Genomic DNA, 23,006 nt, shown 5'->3' on the forward strand with positions numbered 1-23,006 from the left:
TTCAGTGGCGCAGCCCCGCCTGTTTCATCAGCGGCAGCACCTCGCTGCCGAAGAATTCGAGATCGTCGCGGAAATCGAAGAAGCTGAGTTGCAAACCGTCGACGCCGGCTGCCTTCAGCTTGACGAATTGGTCGACGACGCTCTCGGGCGATCCAATCACCCTGATATTGCCGCCGACAAAACGATAGGCGTCCTGCGGATCGCGGCCCTTCCACGCTTGCGCGTCGGAATTCAATGACTGGAAACCCTGTGGCGAGCGCTGGTCGGCATGCGCGACGATGCGGTCAGCGAAGGCCCATGCCTCCTTCTCGGTCGGACGGCAGATGACCATCGGATTGAGCAGCGTGCGCACGGTGCGCCCGACATCGGTCGCAGCGTCCTTGACCCTTTTGGTGTGTGCCGGCAGCGACTGCAGCGCGCTGTCGATGTCGGCACCCGTCGGACTGGTGATGAAGACGATGTCGGAGTAGCGCCCGGCAAAGGCAATGCCGGCATCCGAACCGGTGGCGTTGACGAGGATCGGACGGCCGAAATTCGGTTTCGGCGTCACGAAGCCGCCGCCAAGTTTCCAGCTGCTTTCGCCTTCGAAGGAGAAGTTCTCGGTGTCGCTCCACAGCCGCTGGACGACTTCGAGGAATTCGGCCGCAAGTTCGTAGCGCTTGTCGTGTTCGATGCGCGGCCAGCCGAACATCTCGTGTTCGACCGCGCGATGGCCGGTGACGACGTTGATACCCCAGCGCCCGCCGGTGATGTGGTCGAGCGTCGCGCCGAACTTTGCCAGATGCAGGGGATGCCAGGGGCCGTAAAGAACGTGCATGGTCGAGATCAGCATGATCTTCTTGGTCAGGCCCGCAAGTGCCGCCGTGGAGACGAAGCTGTCGAGCGCCTGGCCGTCGAAGACGCCGCCATAGCCGCCCTTCGGCAGCCATTGCGACAGGGCAAAGACAAGATCGAAGCCCAGTTCCTCTGCTCTGAGAGTAAGGGCCTTGTTGTAGTCGAACCGCCAGTCCGTCGAGCGTTCGAGCGTCGACTGCGTCCAGCCGCCCGCCTGGATCGGCAGGAAGAGACCGAGAAGAACCGGCTGTTTGAGAGCCTGCGACAGCGGGCTCTCAGGAAAATCGGTCGGGGCGGCGAATTTCGGCAGACCGACGATGGAGCCGGGAAGATGTTGAACGGACATGGTTGTCCTCCGCTTGATCGTTGGCTCGTCGCTCAGGATGCTGCCACATAGGCGTAGGCGAGGCTGCTGGAGACCCCTTCGCCGCCGACCGTGTGATCGGCGATGCGCTTGTTGTAGATGGTCAACTCCGGCTGGCTGACGATATCGATCGCAGGCAGGTCTTCGACGAGGATCCGCTGGATCTCGCGCCACTGTTCGACGCGCTTGTTCGGATCGACCTCGATTGCCGCGGCTTCCAGCAGCGCGTCGACCTTGGGATTGCTGTAGGCCGAACCGTTCGAGAAGGGAACGCCGGGCTTGAAGTTCTTGCTCCAATAGAGGCGCTGTACGCCGACGGTCGGATCGAAGAGGTTGCTCATTCCCTCGAAAGCGAAGTCGAAGTCGCGATCGGTATAGATACGCTTGGTATAGGTGGCGAAATCCTGGCTGCGCACCGTCGCGTCGATACCGACCTTGGCGAGCGCCTGGCGGATATATTCGGAGCCACGGGGGTAGCTTTCTCCGCTCGGCACATAATCGAGATTGATGCGCGCGCGAATGCCGTCGCTGCCGCGCGGGTAACCCGCCTCATCAAGCAGCTTTTCGGCTGCCGCTAGATCGATCGGATAGGTTTTCAGATCCGGATCGTACCATTTCGTCAGGTTGGGACTGATCGGGCCGGGAATGGCGCTGCCATAGCCGTAGTTGATGGTGTTGAGGATGACTTTCCGATCGATGACGTGGGCAAAGGCCTGCCGCACGCGGATATCCTTGAAGAACGGACGCTCGAGATTGAATTCGATGCGGCTAATACCATTGGCATACTGATAACCGCGCGGCTCGAAAGCGATATCGGGGAGGGACTTGAAGCGTTCCAGGTCGCTGAGCGGCACGGGTGTGGAGGGCGCAAGATCGATCTCACCGGTCTCAATCGCGATCGAGCGTGCTGCTGCATCGGGAATGAAACGGACGATAAGCTGATCGAGATAGGGGCGCGGCTGATCCCAATAGTCGGAATTACGCTCGTAGACGATATGGCTGCCGCGGATCCATTCCTTGAACTTGAAGGCCCCGGTGCCGATCGGCGCAAGATTTGCCGGGTTTTCGGCCACCTTGGTGCCCTCGTAGATGTGACGCGGCACGATCGGCGTTTCGGAAGCCGCAAGCGCCGTGATCAAATAGGGCGCCGGCTTGGATAGCGTCAACACTGCCGTCAGCGGATCGGGGGTCTGGACGTCCACCAGATTGAGGAAAGTGTTGCGGCCGCGCGGGTGAACTTCCTTCAGCGTCTTGATGGAGAAGGCGACATCGGCCGATGTGAACGGCTGGCCGTCGTGCCACTTCACGCCGTCGCGCAGCTTGAAGGTATAGGCCAGCCCGTCCTGGCTGACCGACCATTCCTTGGCCAGAAGCGGCTTCGGATTGAGATCGAAGTCATAGGTCAGCAGTCCTTCGATGACTTTCGGCGAAACATAGACCGAATTGAAGGCCGTGTTGGCGATGGTCGTCAGCACCGGCGGTTCTGCCGAAAGCAGCAGTGTTGCCGTGCCGCCGCGCGCAGGTGCTGCGAGGGCTGGGATGCGGGCTGTCGCGGTCACGCCGAGTGCGACGGAAGCCAGGAGAAAGCTGCGGCGCGTGGATGCCGGAAATACTGCCATAGGTTCAACCCTCGTCTGCGGGCCGCGTGATGCCGGGCGGCCCTTGCTGTTTCGACTTTCCAACGACAGGCCCTCTCGTAGAGTTTTTTACCCGGCCGGAAAGCATCCTTGATCTTTGGTTCCGAAAAGCGACTTATAGACAGTAAATAATTCCAAGATGCGCCGTTAATTGCAGGCAAGTTGGAAATATTTACCAATACGGATTTGACAAAACCCACCGATTTAGTCAACTACTATTGCATCGCAAAGCCGAAATCTTCTCAAGCGGCGAGGAAAAACAATGTCAACTTACGGGCGGCTCGGCCGCACCATCAGAAAGACGATCCTCCAGGCCGTTCCGACGATGCTGGGCATTGTCGTCCTGAATTTCTTTCTGCTGAAGCTCGCGCCTGGCGATGCCGCAGATGTCATGGCGGCGGAGTCGGGATCTGCGACGGTCGAGACCATGGCCGCACTGCGTGAACGTTTCGGGCTCGACAATCCGATTCTCGTTCAACTTGCCAACTACCTCAACAATCTCGCGCATTTCAGCCTCGGCTTTTCGCCGCGCTATGGAATGCCGGTCGCCGATCTCATCGGTCAGCGTTTGCCGGGCACGCTGATGCTGATGCTGGCGGCGCTCGCGATCGCCATCATTGTCGGCCTCCTGCTTGGGTCGCTGATGGCGACATTCTCCGGCCGGGTTGCCGATCGCGCAATCTCGATCGTCTCGCTGCTTTTCTATTCCATCCCAGGCTTCTGGATAGGGCTGATGCTGATCCTGCTGTTCTCGGTCAAGCTCGGCTGGCTGCCGAGCGGCGGGGATAGCACCATCGGCTCACGGCTGACCGGACTGGCTGCGCTCCTCGACCGTGCCCGCTACATGGTACTGCCGGCAACATCGCTGGCCCTCTTCTATCTGGCCATCTATGCACGCCTGACACGCGCTGCCATGCTGGAAGTGAAGTCGCAGGATTTCGTTCGCACGGCCCGCGCCAAGGGCGTCTCGCCATTTTTCCTGACCACACGCCATATTCTGCGAAACGCGCTGATCCCGATCACCACGATGGCCGGCATGCACTTCGGCGGCATGCTCGGCGGCGCCGTCGTCGTCGAAACGGTCTATAGCTGGCCGGGTCTCGGCCGACTTGCCTTCGAGGCCGTCATGGCGCGCGACTTCAGCGTTCTCCTCGGTATCCTGCTGCTTTCGTCCTTCATGGTGATCGTCGCCAATGCGGCTGTCGATCTTCTGCAGGCCTGGATCGATCCGCGAATTGGAGCAAGTCGATGAACAGCCATAAACTTGGAACCTATGCGGCAGAGACGATCGATCTCGCGCCGCCGGCAAGGGCAGAGGCCGCACGCCCCGCAACCCAACCGGCAGCCCAACCGCGCTGGACTCACGTCCACGCACCGGATGTGCGCGCTTCCGCCGTTCACGGCACGGCCTGGCGTGGCTTGCGCCGCGAGTTCAAGGTTTTTCTGTCCAATCCGAATGCATTGTTCGGCGTTGCTTTCCTGCTCGTCGTTGCCGTGTCGGCACTTCTCGCTTCGCTGATCTATCCCGGCGATCCGATGGAAATGGTGGCGAGACCGTTTCTCTGGCCAGGCCAGGATGCAGCTTATCCACTCGGTACGGATTCGATGGGCCGTGACGTGCTTGCCGGAATCCTGCATGGGGCCCGCATCTCGCTGACGGTCGGCATCGCCGCGACACTGCTCGGGCTTTCGGCCGGGATATTGATCGGTGCGGCCGCTGGCTATTTCGGCGGATTGGTGGACGACATCCTCGTCAAGTTGGTCGAGATCTTCCAGACTATTCCGAGCTTCGTCCTGCTCGTCGTGCTGGTCGCCATCGCTCAGCCGACCACCGGAACGGTGACGGTGGCCATCGCCCTCGTCAGCTGGCCGACCGTTGCACGCCTGACCCGGGCCGAATTCCGCGCGATCCGGGAGAAGGATTACGTGCTTGCCGCGCGCAGCCTCGGCTTTGGCCATGCGCGCATCATCTTTCGGGAAATCCTGCCCAACGCCCTGCCGCCGCTGATCGTCACATCGTCAGTCATGGTGGCCAGCGCAATCTTGATGGAGTCGGCGCTCTCGTTCATGGGACTTGGCGATCCCAATCGCGTCTCCTGGGGTTCGATGATCGGCGCCGGCCGCGACGTGATCCGCACCGCTTGGTATCTCACGGCCCTGCCAGGCCTGGCGATCGTCTTCACCGTGCTTGCCCTCAACCTGATCGGCGACGGCCTCAATGACGCGCTCAACCCGCGTTTTTCGGAGGAGCGCTGATGGCAGCCTTGCTTGACGTTCGCGACCTTTCCGTTCGCTTTCCCTCGGCCGAACCCGTCAAGGGCGTAAGCTTCACCGCCAATCCCGGCGAGATGCTGGCGATCGTCGGCGAATCCGGATCGGGAAAGTCCCTCACGGCATTGGCGCTGATGGGGCTTTTGCCGAGGCAGGCGCGGGCTGGCGGTCAAATCGCCTTCGACGGCCACGACCTGCTGTCGCTTCGCGAGCGGGACCTGCGGCGCATTCGTGGTCGCGACATCGCAATGATCTTTCAGGAACCGATGACATCGCTCAATCCGGTGCTGACAATCGGCGATCAGATCGTCGAGGTGCTGCGCATCCATGAGGATCTCAGCCGCCGGCATGCCCGCGCCAGGGCGATCGAACTTCTGGAGCTTGTCAGTATCCCGGAACCTGCCAGGCGCATCGATGACTATCCTCACCAGCTCTCCGGCGGCATGCGCCAGCGGGTGATGATTGCGATTGCCGTTGCCTGCAATCCGAAGCTCCTGATTGCCGATGAAGCAACGACCGCGCTCGACGTCACGATCCAGGCGCAAGTGCTGCAGCTGCTCGACAATCTCCGCGTCAAACTGAACATGGCCCTCATCCTCATCACCCACGACCTCGGCATCGTGGCGCAATGGGCCGATCGTGTCGTCGTCATGTATGCCGGACGTAAAATCGAGGAAGGCTTTCCGGGCCCCGTGTTCGACGCGCCGTACCATCCTTACACCCGCGGGCTGCTTGCCGCCTCTCCGCGACTGAAGGCCGACTATCACTACAGCGATGGTCCGCTTTCCGAAATCCCGGGTTCGATCGTCTCGGCATCAGGCGAAAAAGGCTGTTCCTTCCGCCCGCGCTGTCCCGTCGCCCGGCCGGCCTGTGGTTTGGCGGTACCGGAACTGCTGTCGGTTTCCGCCGAGCGGCAGGTCGCCTGCCCCTATGTTCCGGTCCTTTCGGAGGTAGCCCATGTCGCTCCTGTCGGTCGATAGTCTCTCGACCCATTATCCCGGGGCCGCCGGTACGGTGAGAGCCGTCGACGGCGTATCGCTTGAGATTGCCGAGGGCGAAACGGTGGCATTGGTCGGTGAATCCGGCTGCGGCAAGTCGACGCTCGGCAAGTCCTTGATGCGCCTCGTCACGCCTTCGTCCGGCCGCGTCCGTTTTCAAGGACGTGACGTCACGGCGATGTCGGCGAAGGAATTGCAGTTAATTCGCCGCAGCGTTCAAATGATCTTCCAGGATCCCTTCGCCTCGCTCAATCCGCGCCAGACGATCCGCACGATCCTGACGGCGCCGCTCGCTGTCCATGGCGTCAGCGGCCGCAAGCGGCGCGAAGCAATCGCCGCCCAGATGGCAGAGCATGTCGGTCTGCCCGCTGATGCGCTTGATCGCTTCCCGCATGAATTCTCCGGCGGCCAGCGCCAGCGCATCGGCATCGCCCGCGCGCTGATCCTGCAGCCGCAGCTGGTGATCTGTGACGAGCCGGTTTCGGCGCTCGATCTCTCCATCCAGGCGCAGATCCTCAATCTGCTCGTCGAGATGAAGACCGAACTCTCGCTTTCCTACCTCTTCATTTCCCACGACCTGTCGGTCGTTCGCTACTTCGCCGATCGCGTCCTCGTCATGTATCTCGGCCGCATCGTTGAAAGTGCGTCGACGAGCGATCTCTGGCGCGGTGCAAAGCACCCCTATACGCAGGCGCTGCTTGCCGCCGTTCCCGACCCGAGCCGCCGCAAGCAGGCGGCTCCCATCACCGGCGATCTGCCGAGCCCGCACAATCCGCCGGCCGGCTGTCGTTTCCACACCCGTTGTCCGCTTGCCACCGACATCTGCCGGACCGAGGACCCAACGTTTCGCCAACTCGCCGACGGCCACGCCGTTGCCTGTCACCACGCTCAATGAATGGAGAATGAAATGGTCGATTATCGCTACCTCGGACGCAGCGCGCTGAAAGTCTCGCCGCTCAGCTTGGGAACGATGATGTTTGGTGGGCCGACACCGGATGACATCGCCTTCCGCATCATCGACAAGGCGCGCGAACAGGGGATCAACTTCATCGATACCGCCGACGTCTATCACGACGGCAAGTCGGAAGAGGTGGTCGGGCGCGGCATCAAGGCGCATCGCGATCACTCGGTACTGGCGACAAAGTTCGTCAATTCCCACACCAAGGGGCCAAACCTTGGCGGCCATTCGCGCAAGTGGGTAATCGAGACGGTCGAGAATTCGCTGCGCCGCCTCAACACCGACTATATCGACATTCTCTATTTCCACCGCGCCGTCTTCGACGCACCACTGGAAGAGCCGCTGCGTGCCATCGCCGACCTCATTCGCGCCGGCAAGCTGCGTTATTTCGGCGTTTCCAACTTTCGCGGCTGGCGCATCGCCGAGATCTCGCATCTTGCCGATCAGCTCGGCATCGATCGTCCGGTGGCAAGCCAGCCGCTCTACAATATCGTCAACCGCACGGCCGAGGCCGAGCAGCTTCCCGCAGCGCATTATTACGGTCTTGGCGTGGTCTCCTATTCACCGCTCGCCCGCGGCGTGCTGACCGGCAAATACGAGCCTGGCAAAGAACCGGCCGCCGATACCCGTGCGGGCCGCGGCGACAAGCGTATTCTCGAGACCGAATGGCGACCGGAATCGATTGCCATCGCCAAAGAGATCGCAGCACACGCGACCCGCAGGGGCATCAACCCGACCGAATTCGCATTGGCTTGGGTGCTGAACAACAGGCTGATCTCAGCAGCCATCACCGGTCCGCGCACCGAAGAACACTGGGACAGCTACGTCAAGGCCCTCGGCGTCAAGCTCGATGCCGAGGACGAAGCCCTGGTCGATCGGCTGGTCGCGACCGGCCACCCCTCGACGCCCGGTTTCAACGATCCCAGCCACCCGGTCGAAGGCCGCGTGCCGCGCAGCCCGGCATCGGGCGCCGACAATGTGGTGCCATTGACACGCGCCGTCGCCTGACAACCCCGGCTGGACCCGCAGATCGCGGATCCAGCCGGTCCATTCCAATTGGTGCTGAGAAGGTTTCCACCGCATGCCGAACACCGCCCCTTCTGCCCTGTCGCCAGTCGCCGGGTCCGCATCTGTTGCAACCGACCTTGCCGCACTGCTCGCCAAGGTGCCGGAGCTTGCGGCCGAAATTGCCAGAGAAGCGGCAAAGCGCGATCTCGAGCGCGAGCTGCCGTTCGAGGCCTTTCGTCGGTTCAAGGAGGCAGGGCTCGGGGCGCTGCGCATTCCAGTCGCGCTCGGCGGACCGGGGGGCTCCGTCGTCGACTACATTGAGACGATCATGACGCTTGGCGCGGCCGACTCGAATGTCGCCCACGCACTGCGCAGCCACTTCAATTTCACCGAAAGCCTGCTTCTCAACCCGAATTCGGCCATCGACCGCACCCAGCTCGGACGTGTGCTTGCCGGCAAGCTCTTTGGCGGTGCGCACACCGAGCAGGGCACCAAACGGCCGGGCGAAGTAACGACACGACTGACGAAGTCAGGCGAAAGCTTCCGGCTCAACGGCCGCAAGTGGTACGCGACGGGAACCGCCTTTTCCGACTTTGCCTCCTTCAGCGCCAGGAATGACGAGGATCAGCTGGTCAGCCTTCTCCTGCCGGTCGACCGGAAGGGCATCACCATCCTCGACGACTGGGATGGGATGGGCCAGCGGCTGACGGCAAGCGGCGGCGTGTTGCTCGAGGATGTCGAAGTGCTGCCGCACGAAATCTCCACGCGCGGCCTCAATACGCTGGTCGGGCGCCACACCTCGACGCTGCGCCAGCTCCATCTCGCCGCTTGCATGGCCGGCGCCGTCCGAGGCGCCGTGGCCGAAGGTACCGACTACGTGCGGCGGCAGGCGCGTTCCGCCGCCCATAGTGCGGCCGAAACCGCCAATGCCGATCCGTTCGTTCAGAAGATATTGGGCGAGATCGCCGCCGGCTCGTTTGCTGTCGACACGCTGATCCGCGAGAGCGCCCGTGCGCTCGACCGCTCAGTCGAGGCCTTCGGTGCTGGAGATCCGGACAGGCTGGAGGCGGCGCTGATCGAAAGTGCGTTGACGACGGCACGCACGCAAATCGTCGCCTCGCAGATCGCCCTTGCGGCGGCCACCAACGTCTTCGAACTTGGCGGCGGTTCGGCCACGTCCCGTCATCTCAATCTCGACCGGCACTGGCGCAATATCCGCACGGTTCTGAACCACAATCCGCTGCTGCACAAGGCGCGCGTGGTCGGCGATTATTACATCAACGGAACGACGACACATCTGGAGGAAGGCAGGGTTTTCTAGCCCCGTCGTCTCCCTAGAAAGGCTGTTTCATGACTTCGGAATTCATCGGACATGTCTCCAACCGCGAAGGTTCGGATATCGTGCCACCGCAGGGGCCTGTTATCGACAAGGACTATATCCTGAGACATGCCCGGGCGGCCGAAGGAGCCGGCATAGACCGGTTGCTGATCGGTGCATTCTCGACCTGGCCTGACAACAACCAGATCGCGGCGCATGTCTTTTCCCACACCAGCCGCATCGGGGCGCTTCTCGCTCACCGCACAGGCTTCATGGCGCCGACACTGGCCGCCCGTCAGCTTGCGACGCTCGATCAGTTTTCCGACGGCCGTCTCTGGGTCCATATCATTACCGGCGGCTCCGACGCCGACCAGCAACGCGACGGCGATTTTCTCGATCACGACCGACGCTACGAGCGCACCGACGAATATCTGACCGTGCTCAAGAAGGTCTGGGAAAACGAGGCGCCTTTCGACCACGAGGGTGAGTTCTACAAATTCAAAGGCGCGTTTTCGCAGGTCAAGCCGGTCCACGGCACGCGCATCCCGATCTCTTTCGGCGGCTCGTCGGAGGCAGCCTTCAAGGTGGCGGGAAAGCACGCCGATATCTATGCGCTCTGGGGCGAGCCGCTGGACGGCGTGCGTGAGACGATCGGCAAGGTGCGGGAAGCGGCAGCGCCGTTCGGCCGGGCCGATGACATCCGCTTCACGCTCGCCTTCCGCATTGTCGTTGCCGAGACCGAGGATAAGGCATGGGAAAGGGCTGACGCCATTCTCGAGCGGGTCAAATCGGTTGCGCGGCCGGGCGGCAATGGCGAAAAACTGCCGTCCAATGTGGGTTCGTTGCGACTTCGCGAAGCCGCAACGCGCGGCAAGGTTCTCGACAAGCGGCTCTGGACGGAGGTTGCCGCGGCAAGCGGAGCGGGCGGCAATTCAACGGCCCTCGTCGGCACGCCAGACCAGGTCGCCGAGGCGATCCTCGACTATTACGACGCCGGCGTTTCCAACTTCCTGATGCGCGGGTTTTATCCGACCGAGGATACCGTCGCCTACGGGCGCGATGTCGCGCCGCCGGTCAAAGCGGGCATCGCGGCACGCCAGGCGCGTGCTGTCGCGGCGGAGTAATTGGCCAGGCAACGATCGCCATCCGCAGCTTTCATATTCCAATCTGATCCCCTGCCGCCGGCGGGAAGGAGTTTTCATGCGCATAGACCATCGTCCTCACCATTCCATTATTATCGTCGGCGGCGGCTTTGCGGGGGCGTTGACGGCGCTCAACCTCCTCGATCGAACGGCAGTGCCGCTCGCCATCACCATCATCGAACGGCGGGAAGAGCTCGGTCGCGGTGTCGCCTACAGCACGACCGAGCCCGCTCATCTGGTAAACGGACCGGCCGACAATTTCTCGCTCTACGTCGATGATCCCGGGCATCTGTCCCGATGGCTTTCAGAAAAGCCCGCCGCCAATGGCTGGCAGCCGCCGGAGAATATCGGCTCGAGCAGTCCGCCGCGTTACCTTTGCGGAACCTATGTGCGCGACGAGCTGAAGCGTGCCGTCGGCGAGGCCCGGTTCGGATCGAGCCTGCGCCATATTCGCGCCTCGGCGTCAACTTTGTCGTCCACCCCGCATCGGATCCAGGTTTCGACGAGCGACGGCCTTGTCGTCGAAGCGGACGAGGCGGTGCTGGCGCTCGGCGTTTTTGCGCCGGATCCACCGACGCATGAGGTTGCCGGCCATCCGCGCTTTGCCGTCAATCCCTGGGATGCGGCAGCACTCGACAGGCTGAAGGACTGCGAAGAAATCCTGCTCATCGGCGCGAGCCTTTCGATGGTCGACGCCGTTGCGAGCATGGAGGCAAGAGGGTTCCATGGCCACTACAGAGTGATATCGCGGCGCGGCCTGTTCGTCGAAGGCAGGCGGGACGTCGCGGCCGCACGAGACTTCCTTGCCGACAAACCGCTGCCCTCGACCGCCCGGTCTCTGCTTTCGCTTGTTAAGACCGAACGACGTGCGATCGCGGCGAGCGGCGGTGACTGGCAAGGCCTGCCGCTTGCCATCCGCCCGCACATCCTATCTCTCTGGCAAAAGGCGGAGGACTTGGAAAGGCTGCGCTTTGCCCGGCACCTCCGAGCCTTCTGGGATGTGACGGCGCATCGCTCCGCTCCGGAGAGCAACCTGATCGTCGAGAGGGTTCTTTCGCAAGGTCGCCTGTCTCACGGCGTGGCGCGGCTCATCGATCTGGCCGTCGACAAGAAGGGCATCGCCGCTAAACTGAAAACGCGGACCGGCATCGAAAGACACGTGTTCGATGGCGTCATCGATTGCCGCGGTCACCAGTTGCACGACTGGCGGCGCATCTCCGATCCCTTCATACGCCAGCTGCTTGCGAGCGGCGAAGTGCGCCCCCATACCACCGGCTTTGGCATCGACGCCACGCCCGAGGGGGATCTCATCGATGAGGAGGGACAGATCCACCGCAATCTCAGCGCCATTGGCCATCCGCTGCGCGGCGTTGCCTGGGAGTCGAGCTCGATCACGGAACAGCGAGCGCAAGCGATCGCGCTTGCGGATCGTATCCTGCTGAAATTCACGCCTGCCCGAGCCGCATCCTGACGGCGCCGTCGGACAAGGAGAAAACCTGACAAAGGAAGGGGCGCATCGCCGATGCGCCCCTTATCCTTGCAAGCCGGCCGCCATTGCCCACTCAGCCTTGCCCGTCCTTGATATAGACCTCGGCGAAATTCGCCTGGACACCTTCGGCGCCGATCGTGTGGTTCTTCACGCGTTTGTTAAAGACAGTGACGTTCTCGAGCGCGATGAGGTTCACGACCGGAACTTCGTCAGCGATGATCTTCTGGAACGCGTTGAATTCCTGCTTGCGCTTGTCCTCGTCGATTTCGACCGACGCCGTTTCCAGAAGGCGATCGACCTCGGGATTGGCATAGTGGCTGGCATTGGAGAAGGGCAGGCCGAGTTTGAAATTCTTCGACCAGTAGACGCGCTGCACGCCGAGCGTCGGATCGAACTGGTTGCCGAGGTACTCGGCCGTCACGTCGAAGACGCGCTCCTTGTAGACCTTCTGGATATAGGTCGAGAAATCATAGGAATCGATCGTTCCGGCAATGCCGATGCGTGCCAGGTTCTGCTTCAGATATTCAATGACGCGCTTGAAACCCTCATTGTAGGAATTGTGAGTCAGCCGCAGCTTGAAGCGGATGCCGTCTGCGCCGCGCTTGTAGCCGGCCTCATCGAGCAGTTGTTCGGCAGCCTTGAGGTCGAAGGCATAGGGCTTGATCGAGGGATCGTAGTAGCGCGGCAGGAAGACGCTGATCGGTGTCGGAGAAATATGGCCGTAGCCATACCAGACGGTGTTCAAGATGACGTCGAGATCGATGGCGTGGGCAATCGCGCGTCTGACTTTGACGTCCTTCAGATACTCGTTGTCGAGATTGAAGATCAGCTGGGTCAGGTCACCCTTGGTTTCGTATCCGCGGGAATCGACGCCGATGTTCGGCAACGCCTTGATCCGCTCGAGATCGCTGAGCGGTATTGGATTGTCGCCGCCAAGGTCGAACTCACCGGTTTCGAATCCGGCCGCGCGCGCCGCGCCGTCCGGCACGAAACGGATGGCGATCTGATCGAGATAGGGCTTGCCGGCATCCCAGTAATCGGGATTGCGCTCCAGAATGATATGCGAACCACGCACCCACTCCTTGAAGACGAAGGGGCCGGTTCCGATCGGTGCGCTGCCGTTCTGATTGACCGGCACGTCGGCGATCGCGACATTGTCGTAGACATGCTTCGGCACGATCGGCGATTCTGCTGCATAAAGCGCGCGCAACAGATAGGGTGCCGGTTTGGAAAGGCGGATGATCGCCGTCAGAGGATCCGGCGTCTCGACTTTCGTGACATTGGCAAAAGTTCCCCGGCCGCGTGGGTGGACCTGTTTCAGGAGCTCGATGGAATAGGCGACGTCGTCTGCGGTAAAAGGCTTGCCATCGTGCCATTTGACATTCGGACGAAGCTTGAAGGTGTAGCTGAGCCCGTCATCGGCGATCGACCATTCGGTCGCAAGCTGCGGCTTAGGCGTCAGATCGAAATCATAGGTCAGAAGTCCCTCGGTGATCTTGGGACTGATCTTTTGGGTGCCGCCTGCCGTATGCGCCAGCGCAAGGATTGTCGGCGGCTCCGGCTCGACGATGAAATTGAGTGTTCCGCCACTCCGTGGCGACTGGTCATTTGCTCTGGCGCCGAAGGACGGCAGAAGCGTGCCGGCCGTCGACAACAGCAGCAATTGGTTGAACCGGCGTCGATTGATGCTCATCCGACCATTCCTTGTCAGCGTCAGGCGTTCTTGAGGATGTAGGTGGAGGAAAGGCTGCCGGAGAGGCCGTCTGCGACGACCGTATGGTCCTGCACCTTCCTGTTGAAGATCGTCAGCTGCCGGAAGGAGACCAGCGTGATGTCGGGCAGGTCACGGGCGATGATCACCTGCATGCGGTTGAAGAGTTCGACGCGTTTGGCGTGATCATTCTCGACCGCCGCCTGTTCGAAGATCGCATCGATTTCCGGATTGCTGTAGCCGGAGCCGTTGGAGAAGGGCACGCCCTTCTTGAAGTTCTTCGACCAATAGAGGCGCTGGACGCCGATCGTCGGATCGAAGGTGTTGCCCATACCATTGGTGACGAAGGCGAAATCGCGATCGGTATAGACGCGTTTCAGCCATGTCGGCACGTCTTGACCGCGCAGGCTGACCTTGACGCCGATTTTCGACAGCGCGTCGCGCAGATAGTTGCCGATCCGCGTGTAGGTATCGCCATAGGGCATGACGTCGTGCGGCACCTCGAAACGGATGCCGTCGGCCCCTCGCGGAAAGCCGGCCTCGTCAAGAAGTTCTTCCGCTTTGGCGGGATCATAAGCATAGACCGGCACGTCGGGATTGTAGAAGGCCTTGAGGAAAGGGCTGATCGGGCTTGGGGCCGGAACGGCGTAGCCGTAGAAGGCGATATCCGCAATCTTCTGCCGGTCGATCGCGTGGGCTACCGCCTGGCGGACCTTGTCATGTTTGAAGTAGTCGTTGGCGAGATTGAACTCGATGCGGTAGACGGTCGGTGAATAGTCGTTGCCGCGGTCGTCCACGGCAAGCGTCGCCGACGCCTTCAAACGATCGATTTCGCTGAGCGAGACGGGCGTGTCGGGTGCGATGTCGACCTCGCCGGTCTCCAGTGCCGCGAGCCTGGCGCTCGCATCGGGAATGAACTTGATGACGATACGATCGAGATAGGGCTTCCCTTTGTCCCAGTAATCAGGATTGCGATCGAGAATGATGTGACTGCCGACGGCCCATTCCCGGAAGATGAACGGCCCGGTTCCGATCGGCGCGCGGCCGTTCGAATGGGCGGCGAAGTCTTTCGTGCCGTCATAGACATGTTTGGGCACGATCGGCGACTCGCTCGCCTGCAATGCGCCGATCAGGTATGGCGCGGGCTTCGAAAGCCGGATGATCGCCGTATACGGATCGGGGGTCACAACCTCCTTCACACTGGAAAAGGTGGCACGACCGCGCGGATGGACCTCCTTGAGCGCCAGGATCGAAAAAGCCACGTCCTCGGACGTAAAATCTCTCCCGTCATGCCACTTGACGCCCTCTCGCAGCTTGAAGCTGTATTCCAACCCGTCGTCGCTGACATGCCATTCAGTGGCGAGCTGTGGGATCGGCTTGAAATCGAGGCCATAGGCGAGCAGGCCTTCGGTGACCTTGCCGCTGACACGGGTTGTCGGGCCTGCCGTATGGGCAAGCGTGACCAGCGTTGGTGGCTCGGGCTGGACGAGAAGGTTGAGCGTTCCGCCCGCGACGGGTTGTGCGGCTTGCGCAAAATCCCTGAAGGGCAGGATGGCACCGACCGCGCTCAAAGCGAGAATCTGGTTAAGCTGACGTCGGCGAATGTCCATTCATACCCCTTGATCCGGAACGAACCCTTTCGGGCAATGCTTTTTCGCGACCATCATCGGGCGGGAAAAGCCAAATCGCGAAGAATGTTTTTCTGCCAGTGACCGAAAGAAAAGCTTGCGTTCGCTCGCGAGCCGCCGGCACGCACGCGCCTATAGTCTAGTGTTTATATAGACAATTCGCGGGTTTTAGTTTTTGCTCCTCATCTGAGCGGCTTAGGGAGAAGAAAATGTCCCTGCCTGAGGGCCTTGCGCAAAGCGGATGCTCGTCTAGCCGGGTCTGTTTGTGGTGCAATCGCCTCATGAACACCTCCGTCCAATCTCGCAAGACAGTCATCCAGCCGACTCTCGCACGGCTTCCGCCGCTGACGTCGTTGCGCGCCTTTGTTGCGACGGCGCGGCATCTGAATTTCATCCGCGCAGCCGAAGAACTGCACGTCACGTCAGCCGCCGTCGGCCAGCAGATCAGGCTGCTGGAGGATTATCTCGGTCAGTCGCTGTTTCATCGTGCGCGCGGCCAACTGCAACTGACGCCGGCGGGCCTGGCATTGGTCCCTGGTCTCACGGCCGCCTTCGATGCCGTGCTGTCGGCGATGACGCAGTTCGTCACGAGCGACCACGAACAGCCGATCCGTGTGTCCGTCGCTCCTTCCTTCGCCAGCAAATGGCTGATTCCACGGCTCGATGCCCTGCGCCGTGCAGCGCCGGGCCTGCAAATTCTCGTCGATGCCTCCACACAGTTGACCGATCTCGATGCGGGCGATGCGGATTGCGTCATCCGCTACGCCAGCGGAGCCTATTCCGGCCTCGCCGTCGACTATCTCTTGTCCGAAGCGGTGTTGCCCGTCTGTAGTCGCGAATTCGCCGATCGCCACGATCTCTGGAAAGGGGCGGAAGCGATCGAGGGGGTGCCATTGTTACACGAGGAGGGTGCCGAACACGACCACTCCTGTCCCGATTGGCACAGCTGGCTGCGCGCAGAGGGGCTGTCCTATCGGCTGTCGCAGGGCGGCTTTCACCTCAATCAATCCTCGCTCGTGCTCGATGCGGCAATGGCGGGGCAGGGGCTTGGCCTTGGCAAGATAAGGCTTGCTGAAGCCGAAATCCGGTCCGGCCGGCTCGTCAGTCCTTTTGGAGCGCCGCAGCCGGTGAGCTTTTCCTATTTCTTTGCGACAACGCAGCACAAATCTCGGCTTATGCGCGTTGATCTGTTTCGTAATTGGCTGCTTACTGAGGCGCGCGCCTCGCAGACGATCGATGCAATCGCGATGCGCAGCATCCGTCCGGCCCTCGGCATGATCGCGGCCGAATAAGAGCCTGCGTCAAGCCGGGGTCGATCGGTCTTCATTTCAGTTTGAAGCCCAGCCTGCGCGCGACATCGCCAAGGACATGCCGTCCCTTGAGGGATTCGACCGTAGCGATGCGGCTGCGCACCTGCTCGGTCCAGTCGATCAATGGCATCGCCTGCTCGCTCTGGAAGCTTTGGAGCACACGATTATAATCGGCAAGATCTTCCTCCGGCGGCTCGCCGTCATAGCTCTCGCGATGCAGCACCGTGGTCTGCGGCAGGCGCGGCTTTACGCCCGCAGGCACCGCCGGATCGGGAAAGCCGACCGTGAGGCCGAAGACGGGGAAGACGCCGTCCGGAAGGCCGAGTTCACGGGAGACGGTCTCTGGATCGTTGCGGATCGCACCAATGTAGCATGTCCCGAGCCCGAGCGATTCAAAGGCGACGACGGCATTTTGCGCGGCAAGGGCTGCGTCGATGACGCCGAGAAGGAAGCTCTCGACATAGTCGAGACCCTCTGCCGTCGAGCCGCGCTCTGTCGCGATTGCGCGCGGGCGGGCCAGATCGGCGAGCCAGATGAGCAGGAGCGGCGCCTGTGCGATCTGCCGCTGGTTGCCGGCAACGGCATTCAATCGGCTGCGGCGATCCGCATCCTCCACGGCGACCACGCTCCAGGCCTGCAGATTGGATGAACTCGGCGCCGACTGCGCGGCGGCAATAGCAAGTTCGATCGTTTCGGATGGCACTGGGGTGGGCAGATAGTGGCGCACACTGCGATGACTGAGGATGGTATCGACCGTCTCATTCCACCGTCTGCCCAGGCGTTGGTCATTGCGATAGCGCTCGCCGGCAAGCTCCCTCAGACGATCGCTCTCATCTGGCTTGGTCGCTACGGAAGGGGTCATCTCATTCTCCTTGCTGATCTCGTCATTGCGCCGCTGCGGCATAAGGGTTGGCCGGACGGGCGAGACCAAGATGCTCCCGCAATGTCCTGCCGGTATATTGCTGCCGGAAAAGGCCGCGTTGACGCAGGATCGGCACGACCTCGTCAACAAAGACCTCCAGGCCGTGGGGCAGCACATCCGGCATGAGATTGAAACCGTCAGCGGCCCCCGCGCTGAACCACCGCTCGATATCGTCTGCGACATCCTTCGGCGTGCCGACGATGGTACGATGGCCGGTGCCGCCGTTGAGTGCCCGGATGAGGCCCCGCACGGTCAGACGCTCGCGCCGCGCAAGCGCCAGTGTCGCCCGGAAGAAAGTATGGCCGCCGTCCGGCGGGAGCGGAATATCTTCCGGAAGCGGCGCATCGAGATCGAGGCCTCTGGGATCGAGCTGCAACACCCCTGCAAGGCGCGACAGGCTGTATTCCAGTGGGATCAGTTCGCGGAGCTCCTCCTGGCGGCGGCGCGCCTCTCCGTCGGTGCTGGCGATGATCGTTGCAAGGCCGGCCAGGACCAAGATGCCGTCCGCCGGCCGGCCGAAGCGGCTGGCGCGCCGCCTGAGGTCGGCAGCGTACTCCAGGGCTTCCTCGAAGGATTGCGAGGCGGAAAAAACGGCTTCGGCGTGTTCGGCGGCAAGTTCCCTTCCGTCATCGGAGCCGCCGGCCTGGACAATGACCGGGTGGCCCTGCGGGGGGCGCGGGATGTTGTGCGGCCCATGGACGGAAAAGTGCTTTCCGCGATGGGCGATGGCATGCACCTTTGCCGGATCGACAAAACGCCCCGTCGCTACGTCGCCGACAAAAGCATCCTCTTCCCAGCTGTCCCAAAGGGCCTTGACGATTTCGGCGAATTCGCCGGCGCGCTCATAGCGGCTGCCATGAGTGACCGGTTTTTCCAGTCCGAAATTGCGGCTCTGAGACAGATCCGCGCTGGTGACGATGTTCCACCCGGCCCGGCCCCCGCTTGCATGATCGAGCGTCGCGAACCGGCGCGCGAGATTGTAGGGCTCGTTGTATGTCGTCGACGCCGTGGCGATCAGACCGATCCGCTCCGTATGGGCCGCGACCAGGGCCAGCACGATGGTCGGTTCCAGCGACGTCAATGGTCGGAAGTCCACCCGGTCCGAGATCGCTGCCTGGTCGGCGAGGAAGACGGCGTCGAAGGTGCCCCTTTCGGCGATTCTGGCGACATTGATGTAGTGGTTGACGTCGAACGAAGCCCCCGGATCGCTGCCCTCCATCCGCCAAGCGGCGGGGGAGAAGCCGGAGTGCAGGATGTTGATGTTGAGATGAAGCTCGCGCCGGCTCATTGAAAGATCCCGGGTTCGGGATATTCGCCAGTCAGGAACCATGTCCCGACATTGCGGGTCTTATACTCTGCCGGATTGTGCAGTGTGTGAATGCGGACGTTGCGCCAGAAACGGTCGAGGCCGTACGGGCGGACGGCCGAGCGCGCTCCCATGACCTCGAAAATTTCACTGGTCACTTCGAGCGCGACACGGCCGGCAAGGACATTCGCCGAGGCGACGGCGATCGCGGCCGTCCCGCGATCGCCCTCCGTCAGATCCTGTCCTTTTTCATAAACCGCATCGACCGCCCTCAGGGCGCGGTCGGCAAGCGCGGTTGCTGCCTGGACCTTGATCCAAAGCTCGCCGTACTGGCGTTTGATCCAGGGATCGTCCTGATGGCGTTCGACACCGGAAAAGATCCAGGGACGAGACTTGGTGACGGTATAGTTCCGCGCGGCGATAAGCGCTCCCTGGGCGCTGCCGATGAAGACGTTCAACAGCACGCTCTGCTGCTGCAGCGGCGCAAGCAGCGCGATCGGATCGCGCTGCCGCTCGGGCACGATCTCATCGGCGTGGATTTTCACGTCCTTGTAAAAGACCCGGCCACTTCCCGTCTGCCTCTGTCCGATGCCGTCCCAGTCGTTGGCGATGGTGACACCTGCGCGTGTGGGCGGGATATAAGCGATGCTGCGCGCGTTGGTCTCTTCGTCCTCCCAGCCAACCAGCAGATAATCGGCCACATGCGACCCCGAGGCGAACGGCCTGAACCCGTTGAGGACAACCCCATCCGCTTCGCGCCGCCCGAAAAGGCTTTTCGAAAAGCTGTTGCTGGTATTGCCCCAGAACCACCGTCCTGCCGCCGAACGACGGAGAAGGTCGCGGGCGTGAGCGTCAGGTCCGGAGTTGATCGCATTTTGCAAGGGGCTGAAATGATATCCGAACAGATGTCCGAGCGATCCGTCGACCTTGGCGAATTCGCGAACGATCCGCATCGCCGTCGAGTAACGTTCGCCGATGCCGCCGAATTCCCCAGGGATCAGCAGGTTGACCAGCCCGCTTTCCTTCAGCAACCGGATCTGTTCTTCCGGTCTGCCGCCGGCTTGGTCTCGGTCGATCGCATCCCTTGCGAACAGGTCGCGCAGCTCCGTCGCCTTCGCGATATGGGGATTCGCTCTGTCCGGCTCGAAAAGTTCAGGCGAGGAGATGGGTCGTTCGAAGCTAGCGGGTTTTACGGTCATGGCTCGTCACTCCTCATTTCTGCAGGCGCGGAAAGCCGTGGCGCTCGGAAAGCAGCTCGAGAATGCGATCTGTCGTGTTGACGAAACGCTTGCCGTTCCAGTCGGCCGCATCGGGCGGGGCTGCGTGGGCAAGAATGAAGACCGGCAAGGACTGGTTCTCTTCACCGACATCCTCGATGACTTTGCGACGCGGACGAGGGAAGGGCACCCGCTCGACATCGATGGCGGCTGCAAGCTGCGGAAAACTGGCAAGCAGCCCTTCGATCGCGTTGCAATGAGGGCAGACAAAGGTGATGCCGGGATGTTTCGGATCTGAAAAGCCAGGCTCAATCAGGTAGAGTTTGTCACGCGCCATTGATTTGGTCCTATTCTGCGGCTGCCGCATTGCTGACGGCAAAGCGATTGACTGGACGCTTGAGGCCGAGATTTTCTCGAAGTGTCGTGCCCTCGTACTCGGTGCGGAAGAGGCCGCGGCGGCGTAGCTCCGGCACGACGAGCTCGATGAAATCGGCAAGGCCGCCCGGCATGATCGGCGCCATGATGTTGAACCCGTCCGCGCCGTAGTTTTCGAAACGCTCTTCCATGACATCTGCGATCTGAGAGGGCGTACCGACAACCTGCCAATGTCCGCGTGCGCCGGCGATCCGCAAATAGAGCTGGCGGATGGTGAGGTTTTCCCGGCGGGCGAGATCGAGCACCAGTTCCTGGCGGCTCTTGCCGGCGTTGGTTACCGGCAGATCGGACGGGATCGGCCCGTCGAGCGGATAGGGGCTGAGATCGACGCCGCTCAGCTGTGACAACAAGTTGAGGCCAACCTGCGGCTGGATCAGCTCCTGCAGTGCTTCGAACTTCTCCTGAGCTTCCGTCTCGCTGCGGCCGACGACGGGAAAGATGCCGGGCAAGATCTTGAGATCGTCCAGGGAGCGGCCGTATGCGCCGAGCTTTCCCTTGACGTCGGCATAAAAGGACTTGGCCTCATCAAGCGTGATGTGCGCGGCGAAAATCGCCTCCGCGGTGCGGGCGGCAAGCTCTTTGCCCGGCCCCGATGCGCCCGCCTGAACAAGGACGGGGCGGCCTTGCGGCGAACGCGGAATGTTCAGCGGGCCGCGCACCTTGAAGTGCCGCCCCTTGTGGTCGAGCCTGTGCAGCCTTTCCGGATCGAAATAGCGGCCGCTTTCCCGATCACGGATAAAGGCATCGTCATCCCAGCTGTCCCAGAGACCGAGCACCACGTCGGCAAATTCCTCGGCCCGATCGTAGCGGTCGGCATGCAGGATCTGCGCCTCATGACCGAAATTATAGGCGGCCTCCGGGTCTGACGACGTCACCAGGTTCCAGCCGGCCCGGCCGGCGCTCAACCGGTCGAGCGATCCGAATTGGCGGGCGAGGTTGTAAGGGTCGGAGAAGCTGGTCGAGGCCGTGGCAATCAGGCCGATGTTGCGCGTGACACTTGATAGGGCAGACAGGAGCGTGATCGGCTCAAAGGGGTAGACGCCGCTATGCGCCTTCCGGCTTGCAGCTTCGACAACCTTCAGCCGGGCTGCCACGCCGTCGGCGAAAAAGATCGCGTCGAACTTTGCCGCTTCGGCAAGCTTGGCGAGCTCGAAATAGTTCTCGAAATCCGTCCCAACCGAAGCCTGCGGATGGCGCCATGCCGCGACGTGATGGCCGGTAAACAGCAGGAATGCGCCAAGCTTGATCTTATCTTTACGTCTACCCATGAGATGTCCCTTCAGCGGTACATTGCCGGCACCGGGAATTCGCCCGAAAGGAGCCAGGTGCCGATCGTCCGCTTTTTATATTCGGCTGGATTATGGAGAGTGTGCGTGCGGACATTGCGCCAAAAGCGGTCGAAACCGTTGGCATTGGTTGCCGAACGCGCGCCCATGACCTCGAAGATCTCACTTGAAACTGCCAGGCCAGCCTCGCCCGCGTAGACGTTGGCTGTCGCGATGTCGATTGCCGCAGCACCCCGATCACCGGCAGTCAGACCAGGTCCCTGGTTGAAGGCTTCGTCGAGGCTGCGGGCAGCCTTGTCTGCGAGTTCGGTCGCGGCGAGCGTCTTGATGTAGAGTTCGCCATATTGCCGTTTGATCCACGGATCGTCGGTGTGTTTTTCCACGCCGGAATAGATCCAGGGACGCGACAGGGTCGAGGTATATTCCTTGCCTTCGTCCAGAGCGCCTTGGGCGCTGCCGACGAAGACGTTGAGAAGGACGCTCTGCTGCAGCAGCGACGTCAGCGAGGTGTAGGGTGTCAAAGGCACCTGTGGCGAACTGATCAGCTCTTCGTCGAGGATCTCCAGATCTTTGAAGCTGACGGTGCCACTGCCCGTCTGGCGCTGGCCGATACCATCCCAGTCGTCTTCGATCACGATGCCGGGCCGGTCAGCCGGAACAGCGGCGGTCAGCCGCTCACCATCCGGATTTTCCCATGAAATCTGGATATAGTCGGCGATGTGAGAGCCGGATGAGAATGGGCGCGTGCCGTTTACGACCCAGCCGGTGTCGGTGCGCCGGCCCGACGAGGTTTTCGACATCGCATTGCCGGAGTTGCCCCACATCAGATTTCCGGCGGCTGAAGCGCGCAGCCAGTGATCCTTCTGCGCGCTCGAACCGCGAAAAAGCACGAGATTGAGGGGAAGATGATGATAGCCGTAGAGATGCGCCAGCGAGCCGTCTGTCCGGGCAAATTCTCGCACGACACGCAGGATCGACAGCCAGGAGGCTCCTTGTCCGCCGTAGCCGACCGGGATCTGGGCCGATGGCAAGCCGCTTTCTTTAAGAAGCCGGATCTGTTCGATCGGCCTACCGCCCTGCTTGTCGCGCTCGACCGCATCTTGATGAAAAATCGTCTTTAGCTCGACGGCCCTGGCAACGAGGGGATCCGTTACATCGCGTTCGAAAGACAT

Annotated in this window: 19 protein-coding genes; 9 read left to right on the forward strand and 10 right to left on the reverse strand. The window is 61.7% G+C overall.

Features of this window, described 5'->3' with window-relative positions:
* Position 1: 1 nt before the first annotated feature.
* Both ELH03_RS30025 and ELH03_RS30030 read right to left on the reverse strand, forming a co-directional pair.
* The gene (locus ELH03_RS30025) at positions 2 to 1,180 is read right to left on the reverse strand and encodes an LLM class flavin-dependent oxidoreductase (RefSeq protein ID WP_027690858.1); all 1,179 of its coding nucleotides are present in this window, start codon (positions 1,178 to 1,180) and stop codon (positions 2 to 4) included.
* 32 nt (positions 1,181 to 1,212) lie between these two features.
* Positions 1,213 to 2,817: an ABC transporter substrate-binding protein gene (locus tag ELH03_RS30030; RefSeq protein ID WP_027690859.1), complete on the reverse strand. Its 1,605-nt coding sequence runs from the start codon at positions 2,815 to 2,817 to the stop codon at positions 1,213 to 1,215.
* A 280-nt stretch (positions 2,818 to 3,097) separates the two neighbouring features.
* On the opposite strand from ELH03_RS30030, the gene ELH03_RS30035 reads away from it, so the two are divergent.
* The 8 genes from ELH03_RS30035 to ELH03_RS30070 all read left to right on the forward strand — a co-directional run bounded on the left by ELH03_RS30035 (position 3,098) and on the right by ELH03_RS30070 (position 12,001).
* The gene (locus ELH03_RS30035; RefSeq protein WP_130767191.1) at positions 3,098 to 4,087 is read left to right on the forward strand and encodes an ABC transporter permease; all 990 of its coding nucleotides are present in this window, start codon (positions 3,098 to 3,100) and stop codon (positions 4,085 to 4,087) included.
* Positions 4,084 to 5,091 (forward strand): ABC transporter permease, encoded by a 1,008-nt coding sequence (locus ELH03_RS30040; protein WP_105008764.1) that lies wholly within the window; start codon positions 4,084 to 4,086, stop codon positions 5,089 to 5,091. The genes ELH03_RS30035 and ELH03_RS30040 overlap by 4 nt, the downstream gene beginning before the upstream one ends.
* A complete protein-coding gene (locus ELH03_RS30045) occupies positions 5,091 to 6,086 on the forward strand; it encodes an ABC transporter ATP-binding protein (protein ID WP_130767192.1) in 996 nt (331 codons plus the stop codon). The genes ELH03_RS30040 and ELH03_RS30045 overlap by 1 nt, the downstream gene beginning before the upstream one ends.
* Positions 6,064 to 6,999, forward strand: coding sequence for an ABC transporter ATP-binding protein (locus tag ELH03_RS30050; protein ID WP_105008766.1), 936 nt, complete (start codon positions 6,064 to 6,066; stop codon positions 6,997 to 6,999). The genes ELH03_RS30045 and ELH03_RS30050 overlap by 23 nt, the downstream gene beginning before the upstream one ends.
* 12 nt (positions 7,000 to 7,011) lie before the next feature.
* Positions 7,012 to 8,070, forward strand: a complete 1,059-nt coding sequence (locus ELH03_RS30055; RefSeq protein ID WP_130806851.1) for an aldo/keto reductase — start codon at positions 7,012 to 7,014, stop codon at positions 8,068 to 8,070.
* A 73-nt stretch (positions 8,071 to 8,143) separates the two neighbouring features.
* Complete coding sequence (locus tag ELH03_RS30060) at positions 8,144 to 9,391, forward strand: acyl-CoA dehydrogenase family protein (protein WP_130742333.1); 1,248 nt, start codon at positions 8,144 to 8,146, stop codon at positions 9,389 to 9,391.
* A 29-nt stretch (positions 9,392 to 9,420) separates the two neighbouring features.
* A complete protein-coding gene (locus tag ELH03_RS30065; protein WP_130767193.1) occupies positions 9,421 to 10,512 on the forward strand; it encodes an LLM class flavin-dependent oxidoreductase in 1,092 nt (363 codons plus the stop codon).
* Positions 10,513 to 10,588: 76 nt separating this feature from the next.
* Positions 10,589 to 12,001, forward strand: a complete 1,413-nt coding sequence (locus tag ELH03_RS30070; protein WP_130767194.1) for an FAD/NAD(P)-binding protein — start codon at positions 10,589 to 10,591, stop codon at positions 11,999 to 12,001.
* A 91-nt stretch (positions 12,002 to 12,092) separates the two neighbouring features.
* Here ELH03_RS30070 and ELH03_RS30075 read toward each other — a convergent pair whose 3' ends face one another.
* The gene (locus ELH03_RS30075) at positions 12,093 to 13,712 is read right to left on the reverse strand and encodes an ABC transporter substrate-binding protein (protein WP_130767195.1); all 1,620 of its coding nucleotides are present in this window, start codon (positions 13,710 to 13,712) and stop codon (positions 12,093 to 12,095) included.
* 20 nt (positions 13,713 to 13,732) lie between these two features.
* Entirely contained in the window at positions 13,733 to 15,340 is a 1,608-nt protein-coding gene (locus ELH03_RS30080) for an ABC transporter substrate-binding protein (protein ID WP_105008772.1), read from the reverse strand.
* A gap of 299 nt (positions 15,341 to 15,639) precedes the next feature.
* On the opposite strand from ELH03_RS30080, the gene ELH03_RS30085 reads away from it, so the two are divergent.
* Entirely contained in the window at positions 15,640 to 16,650 is a 1,011-nt protein-coding gene (locus ELH03_RS30085) for a LysR substrate-binding domain-containing protein (RefSeq protein ID WP_130767196.1), read from the forward strand.
* A gap of 31 nt (positions 16,651 to 16,681) precedes the next feature.
* On the opposite strand, the gene ELH03_RS30090 is transcribed toward ELH03_RS30085, so the two are convergent.
* Genes ELH03_RS30090 through ELH03_RS30115 form a run of 6 tightly spaced genes read right to left on the reverse strand, consistent with a single transcriptional unit; the run spans position 16,682 to position 23,006 of the window.
* Positions 16,682 to 17,530 (reverse strand): NADPH-dependent oxidoreductase, encoded by an 849-nt coding sequence (locus ELH03_RS30090; RefSeq protein WP_130767197.1) that lies wholly within the window; start codon positions 17,528 to 17,530, stop codon positions 16,682 to 16,684.
* Between the two features lie 22 nt (positions 17,531 to 17,552).
* Complete coding sequence (locus tag ELH03_RS30095; protein ID WP_130767198.1) at positions 17,553 to 18,878, reverse strand: LLM class flavin-dependent oxidoreductase; 1,326 nt, start codon at positions 18,876 to 18,878, stop codon at positions 17,553 to 17,555.
* Positions 18,875 to 20,095: an acyl-CoA dehydrogenase family protein gene (locus tag ELH03_RS30100; RefSeq protein WP_130767199.1), complete on the reverse strand. Its 1,221-nt coding sequence runs from the start codon at positions 20,093 to 20,095 to the stop codon at positions 18,875 to 18,877. The genes ELH03_RS30095 and ELH03_RS30100 overlap by 4 nt, the downstream gene beginning before the upstream one ends.
* A gap of 13 nt (positions 20,096 to 20,108) precedes the next feature.
* Positions 20,109 to 20,450, reverse strand: coding sequence for a DUF3088 domain-containing protein (locus tag ELH03_RS30105; protein WP_130767200.1), 342 nt, complete (start codon positions 20,448 to 20,450; stop codon positions 20,109 to 20,111).
* A gap of 10 nt (positions 20,451 to 20,460) precedes the next feature.
* A complete protein-coding gene (locus ELH03_RS30110) occupies positions 20,461 to 21,816 on the reverse strand; it encodes an LLM class flavin-dependent oxidoreductase (protein WP_130767201.1) in 1,356 nt (451 codons plus the stop codon).
* Positions 21,817 to 21,827: 11 nt separating this feature from the next.
* Positions 21,828 to 23,006 carry an acyl-CoA dehydrogenase family protein gene (locus ELH03_RS30115; RefSeq protein WP_130767202.1) on the reverse strand — a complete coding sequence of 393 codons (1,179 nt, stop codon included), beginning with the start codon at positions 23,004 to 23,006 and terminating at the stop codon, positions 21,828 to 21,830.

It is taken from the genome of Rhizobium beringeri (assembly GCF_004306515.1).
In the GTDB taxonomy this organism is placed as follows: domain Bacteria; phylum Pseudomonadota; class Alphaproteobacteria; order Rhizobiales; family Rhizobiaceae; genus Rhizobium; species Rhizobium beringeri.

What these genes read in the sequence shown, in the direction of transcription:
- ELH03_RS30030 (WP_027690859.1), bottom strand. Translation starts at nt 2,817, where the DNA reads ATGGCAGTATTTCCGGCATCCACGCGCCGCAGCTTTCTCCTGGCTTCC.
- ELH03_RS30105 (WP_130767200.1), bottom strand. Translation starts at nt 20,450, where the DNA reads ATGGCGCGTGACAAACTCTACCTGATTGAGCCTGGCTTTTCAGATCCG.
- ELH03_RS30040 (WP_105008764.1), top strand. Translation starts at nt 4,084, where the DNA reads ATGAACAGCCATAAACTTGGAACCTATGCGGCAGAGACGATCGATCTC.
- ELH03_RS30085 (WP_130767196.1), top strand. Translation starts at nt 15,640, where the DNA reads ATGAACACCTCCGTCCAATCTCGCAAGACAGTCATCCAGCCGACTCTC.
- ELH03_RS30035 (WP_130767191.1), top strand. Translation starts at nt 3,098, where the DNA reads ATGTCAACTTACGGGCGGCTCGGCCGCACCATCAGAAAGACGATCCTC.
- ELH03_RS30070 (WP_130767194.1), top strand. Translation starts at nt 10,589, where the DNA reads ATGCGCATAGACCATCGTCCTCACCATTCCATTATTATCGTCGGCGGC.
- ELH03_RS30045 (WP_130767192.1), top strand. Translation starts at nt 5,091, where the DNA reads ATGGCAGCCTTGCTTGACGTTCGCGACCTTTCCGTTCGCTTTCCCTCG.
- ELH03_RS30065 (WP_130767193.1), top strand. Translation starts at nt 9,421, where the DNA reads ATGACTTCGGAATTCATCGGACATGTCTCCAACCGCGAAGGTTCGGAT.
- ELH03_RS30055 (WP_130806851.1), top strand. Translation starts at nt 7,012, where the DNA reads ATGGTCGATTATCGCTACCTCGGACGCAGCGCGCTGAAAGTCTCGCCG.
- ELH03_RS30080 (WP_105008772.1), bottom strand. Translation starts at nt 15,340, where the DNA reads ATGGACATTCGCCGACGTCAGCTTAACCAGATTCTCGCTTTGAGCGCG.
- ELH03_RS30095 (WP_130767198.1), bottom strand. Translation starts at nt 18,878, where the DNA reads ATGAGCCGGCGCGAGCTTCATCTCAACATCAACATCCTGCACTCCGGC.
- ELH03_RS30100 (WP_130767199.1), bottom strand. Translation starts at nt 20,095, where the DNA reads ATGACCGTAAAACCCGCTAGCTTCGAACGACCCATCTCCTCGCCTGAA.
- ELH03_RS30090 (WP_130767197.1), bottom strand. Translation starts at nt 17,530, where the DNA reads ATGACCCCTTCCGTAGCGACCAAGCCAGATGAGAGCGATCGTCTGAGG.
- ELH03_RS30050 (WP_105008766.1), top strand. Translation starts at nt 6,064, where the DNA reads ATGTCGCTCCTGTCGGTCGATAGTCTCTCGACCCATTATCCCGGGGCC.
- ELH03_RS30075 (WP_130767195.1), bottom strand. Translation starts at nt 13,712, where the DNA reads ATGAGCATCAATCGACGCCGGTTCAACCAATTGCTGCTGTTGTCGACG.
- ELH03_RS30110 (WP_130767201.1), bottom strand. Translation starts at nt 21,816, where the DNA reads ATGGGTAGACGTAAAGATAAGATCAAGCTTGGCGCATTCCTGCTGTTT.
- ELH03_RS30060 (WP_130742333.1), top strand. Translation starts at nt 8,144, where the DNA reads ATGCCGAACACCGCCCCTTCTGCCCTGTCGCCAGTCGCCGGGTCCGCA.
- ELH03_RS30115 (WP_130767202.1), bottom strand. Translation starts at nt 23,006, where the DNA reads ATGTCTTTCGAACGCGATGTAACGGATCCCCTCGTTGCCAGGGCCGTC.
- ELH03_RS30025 (WP_027690858.1), bottom strand. Translation starts at nt 1,180, where the DNA reads ATGTCCGTTCAACATCTTCCCGGCTCCATCGTCGGTCTGCCGAAATTC.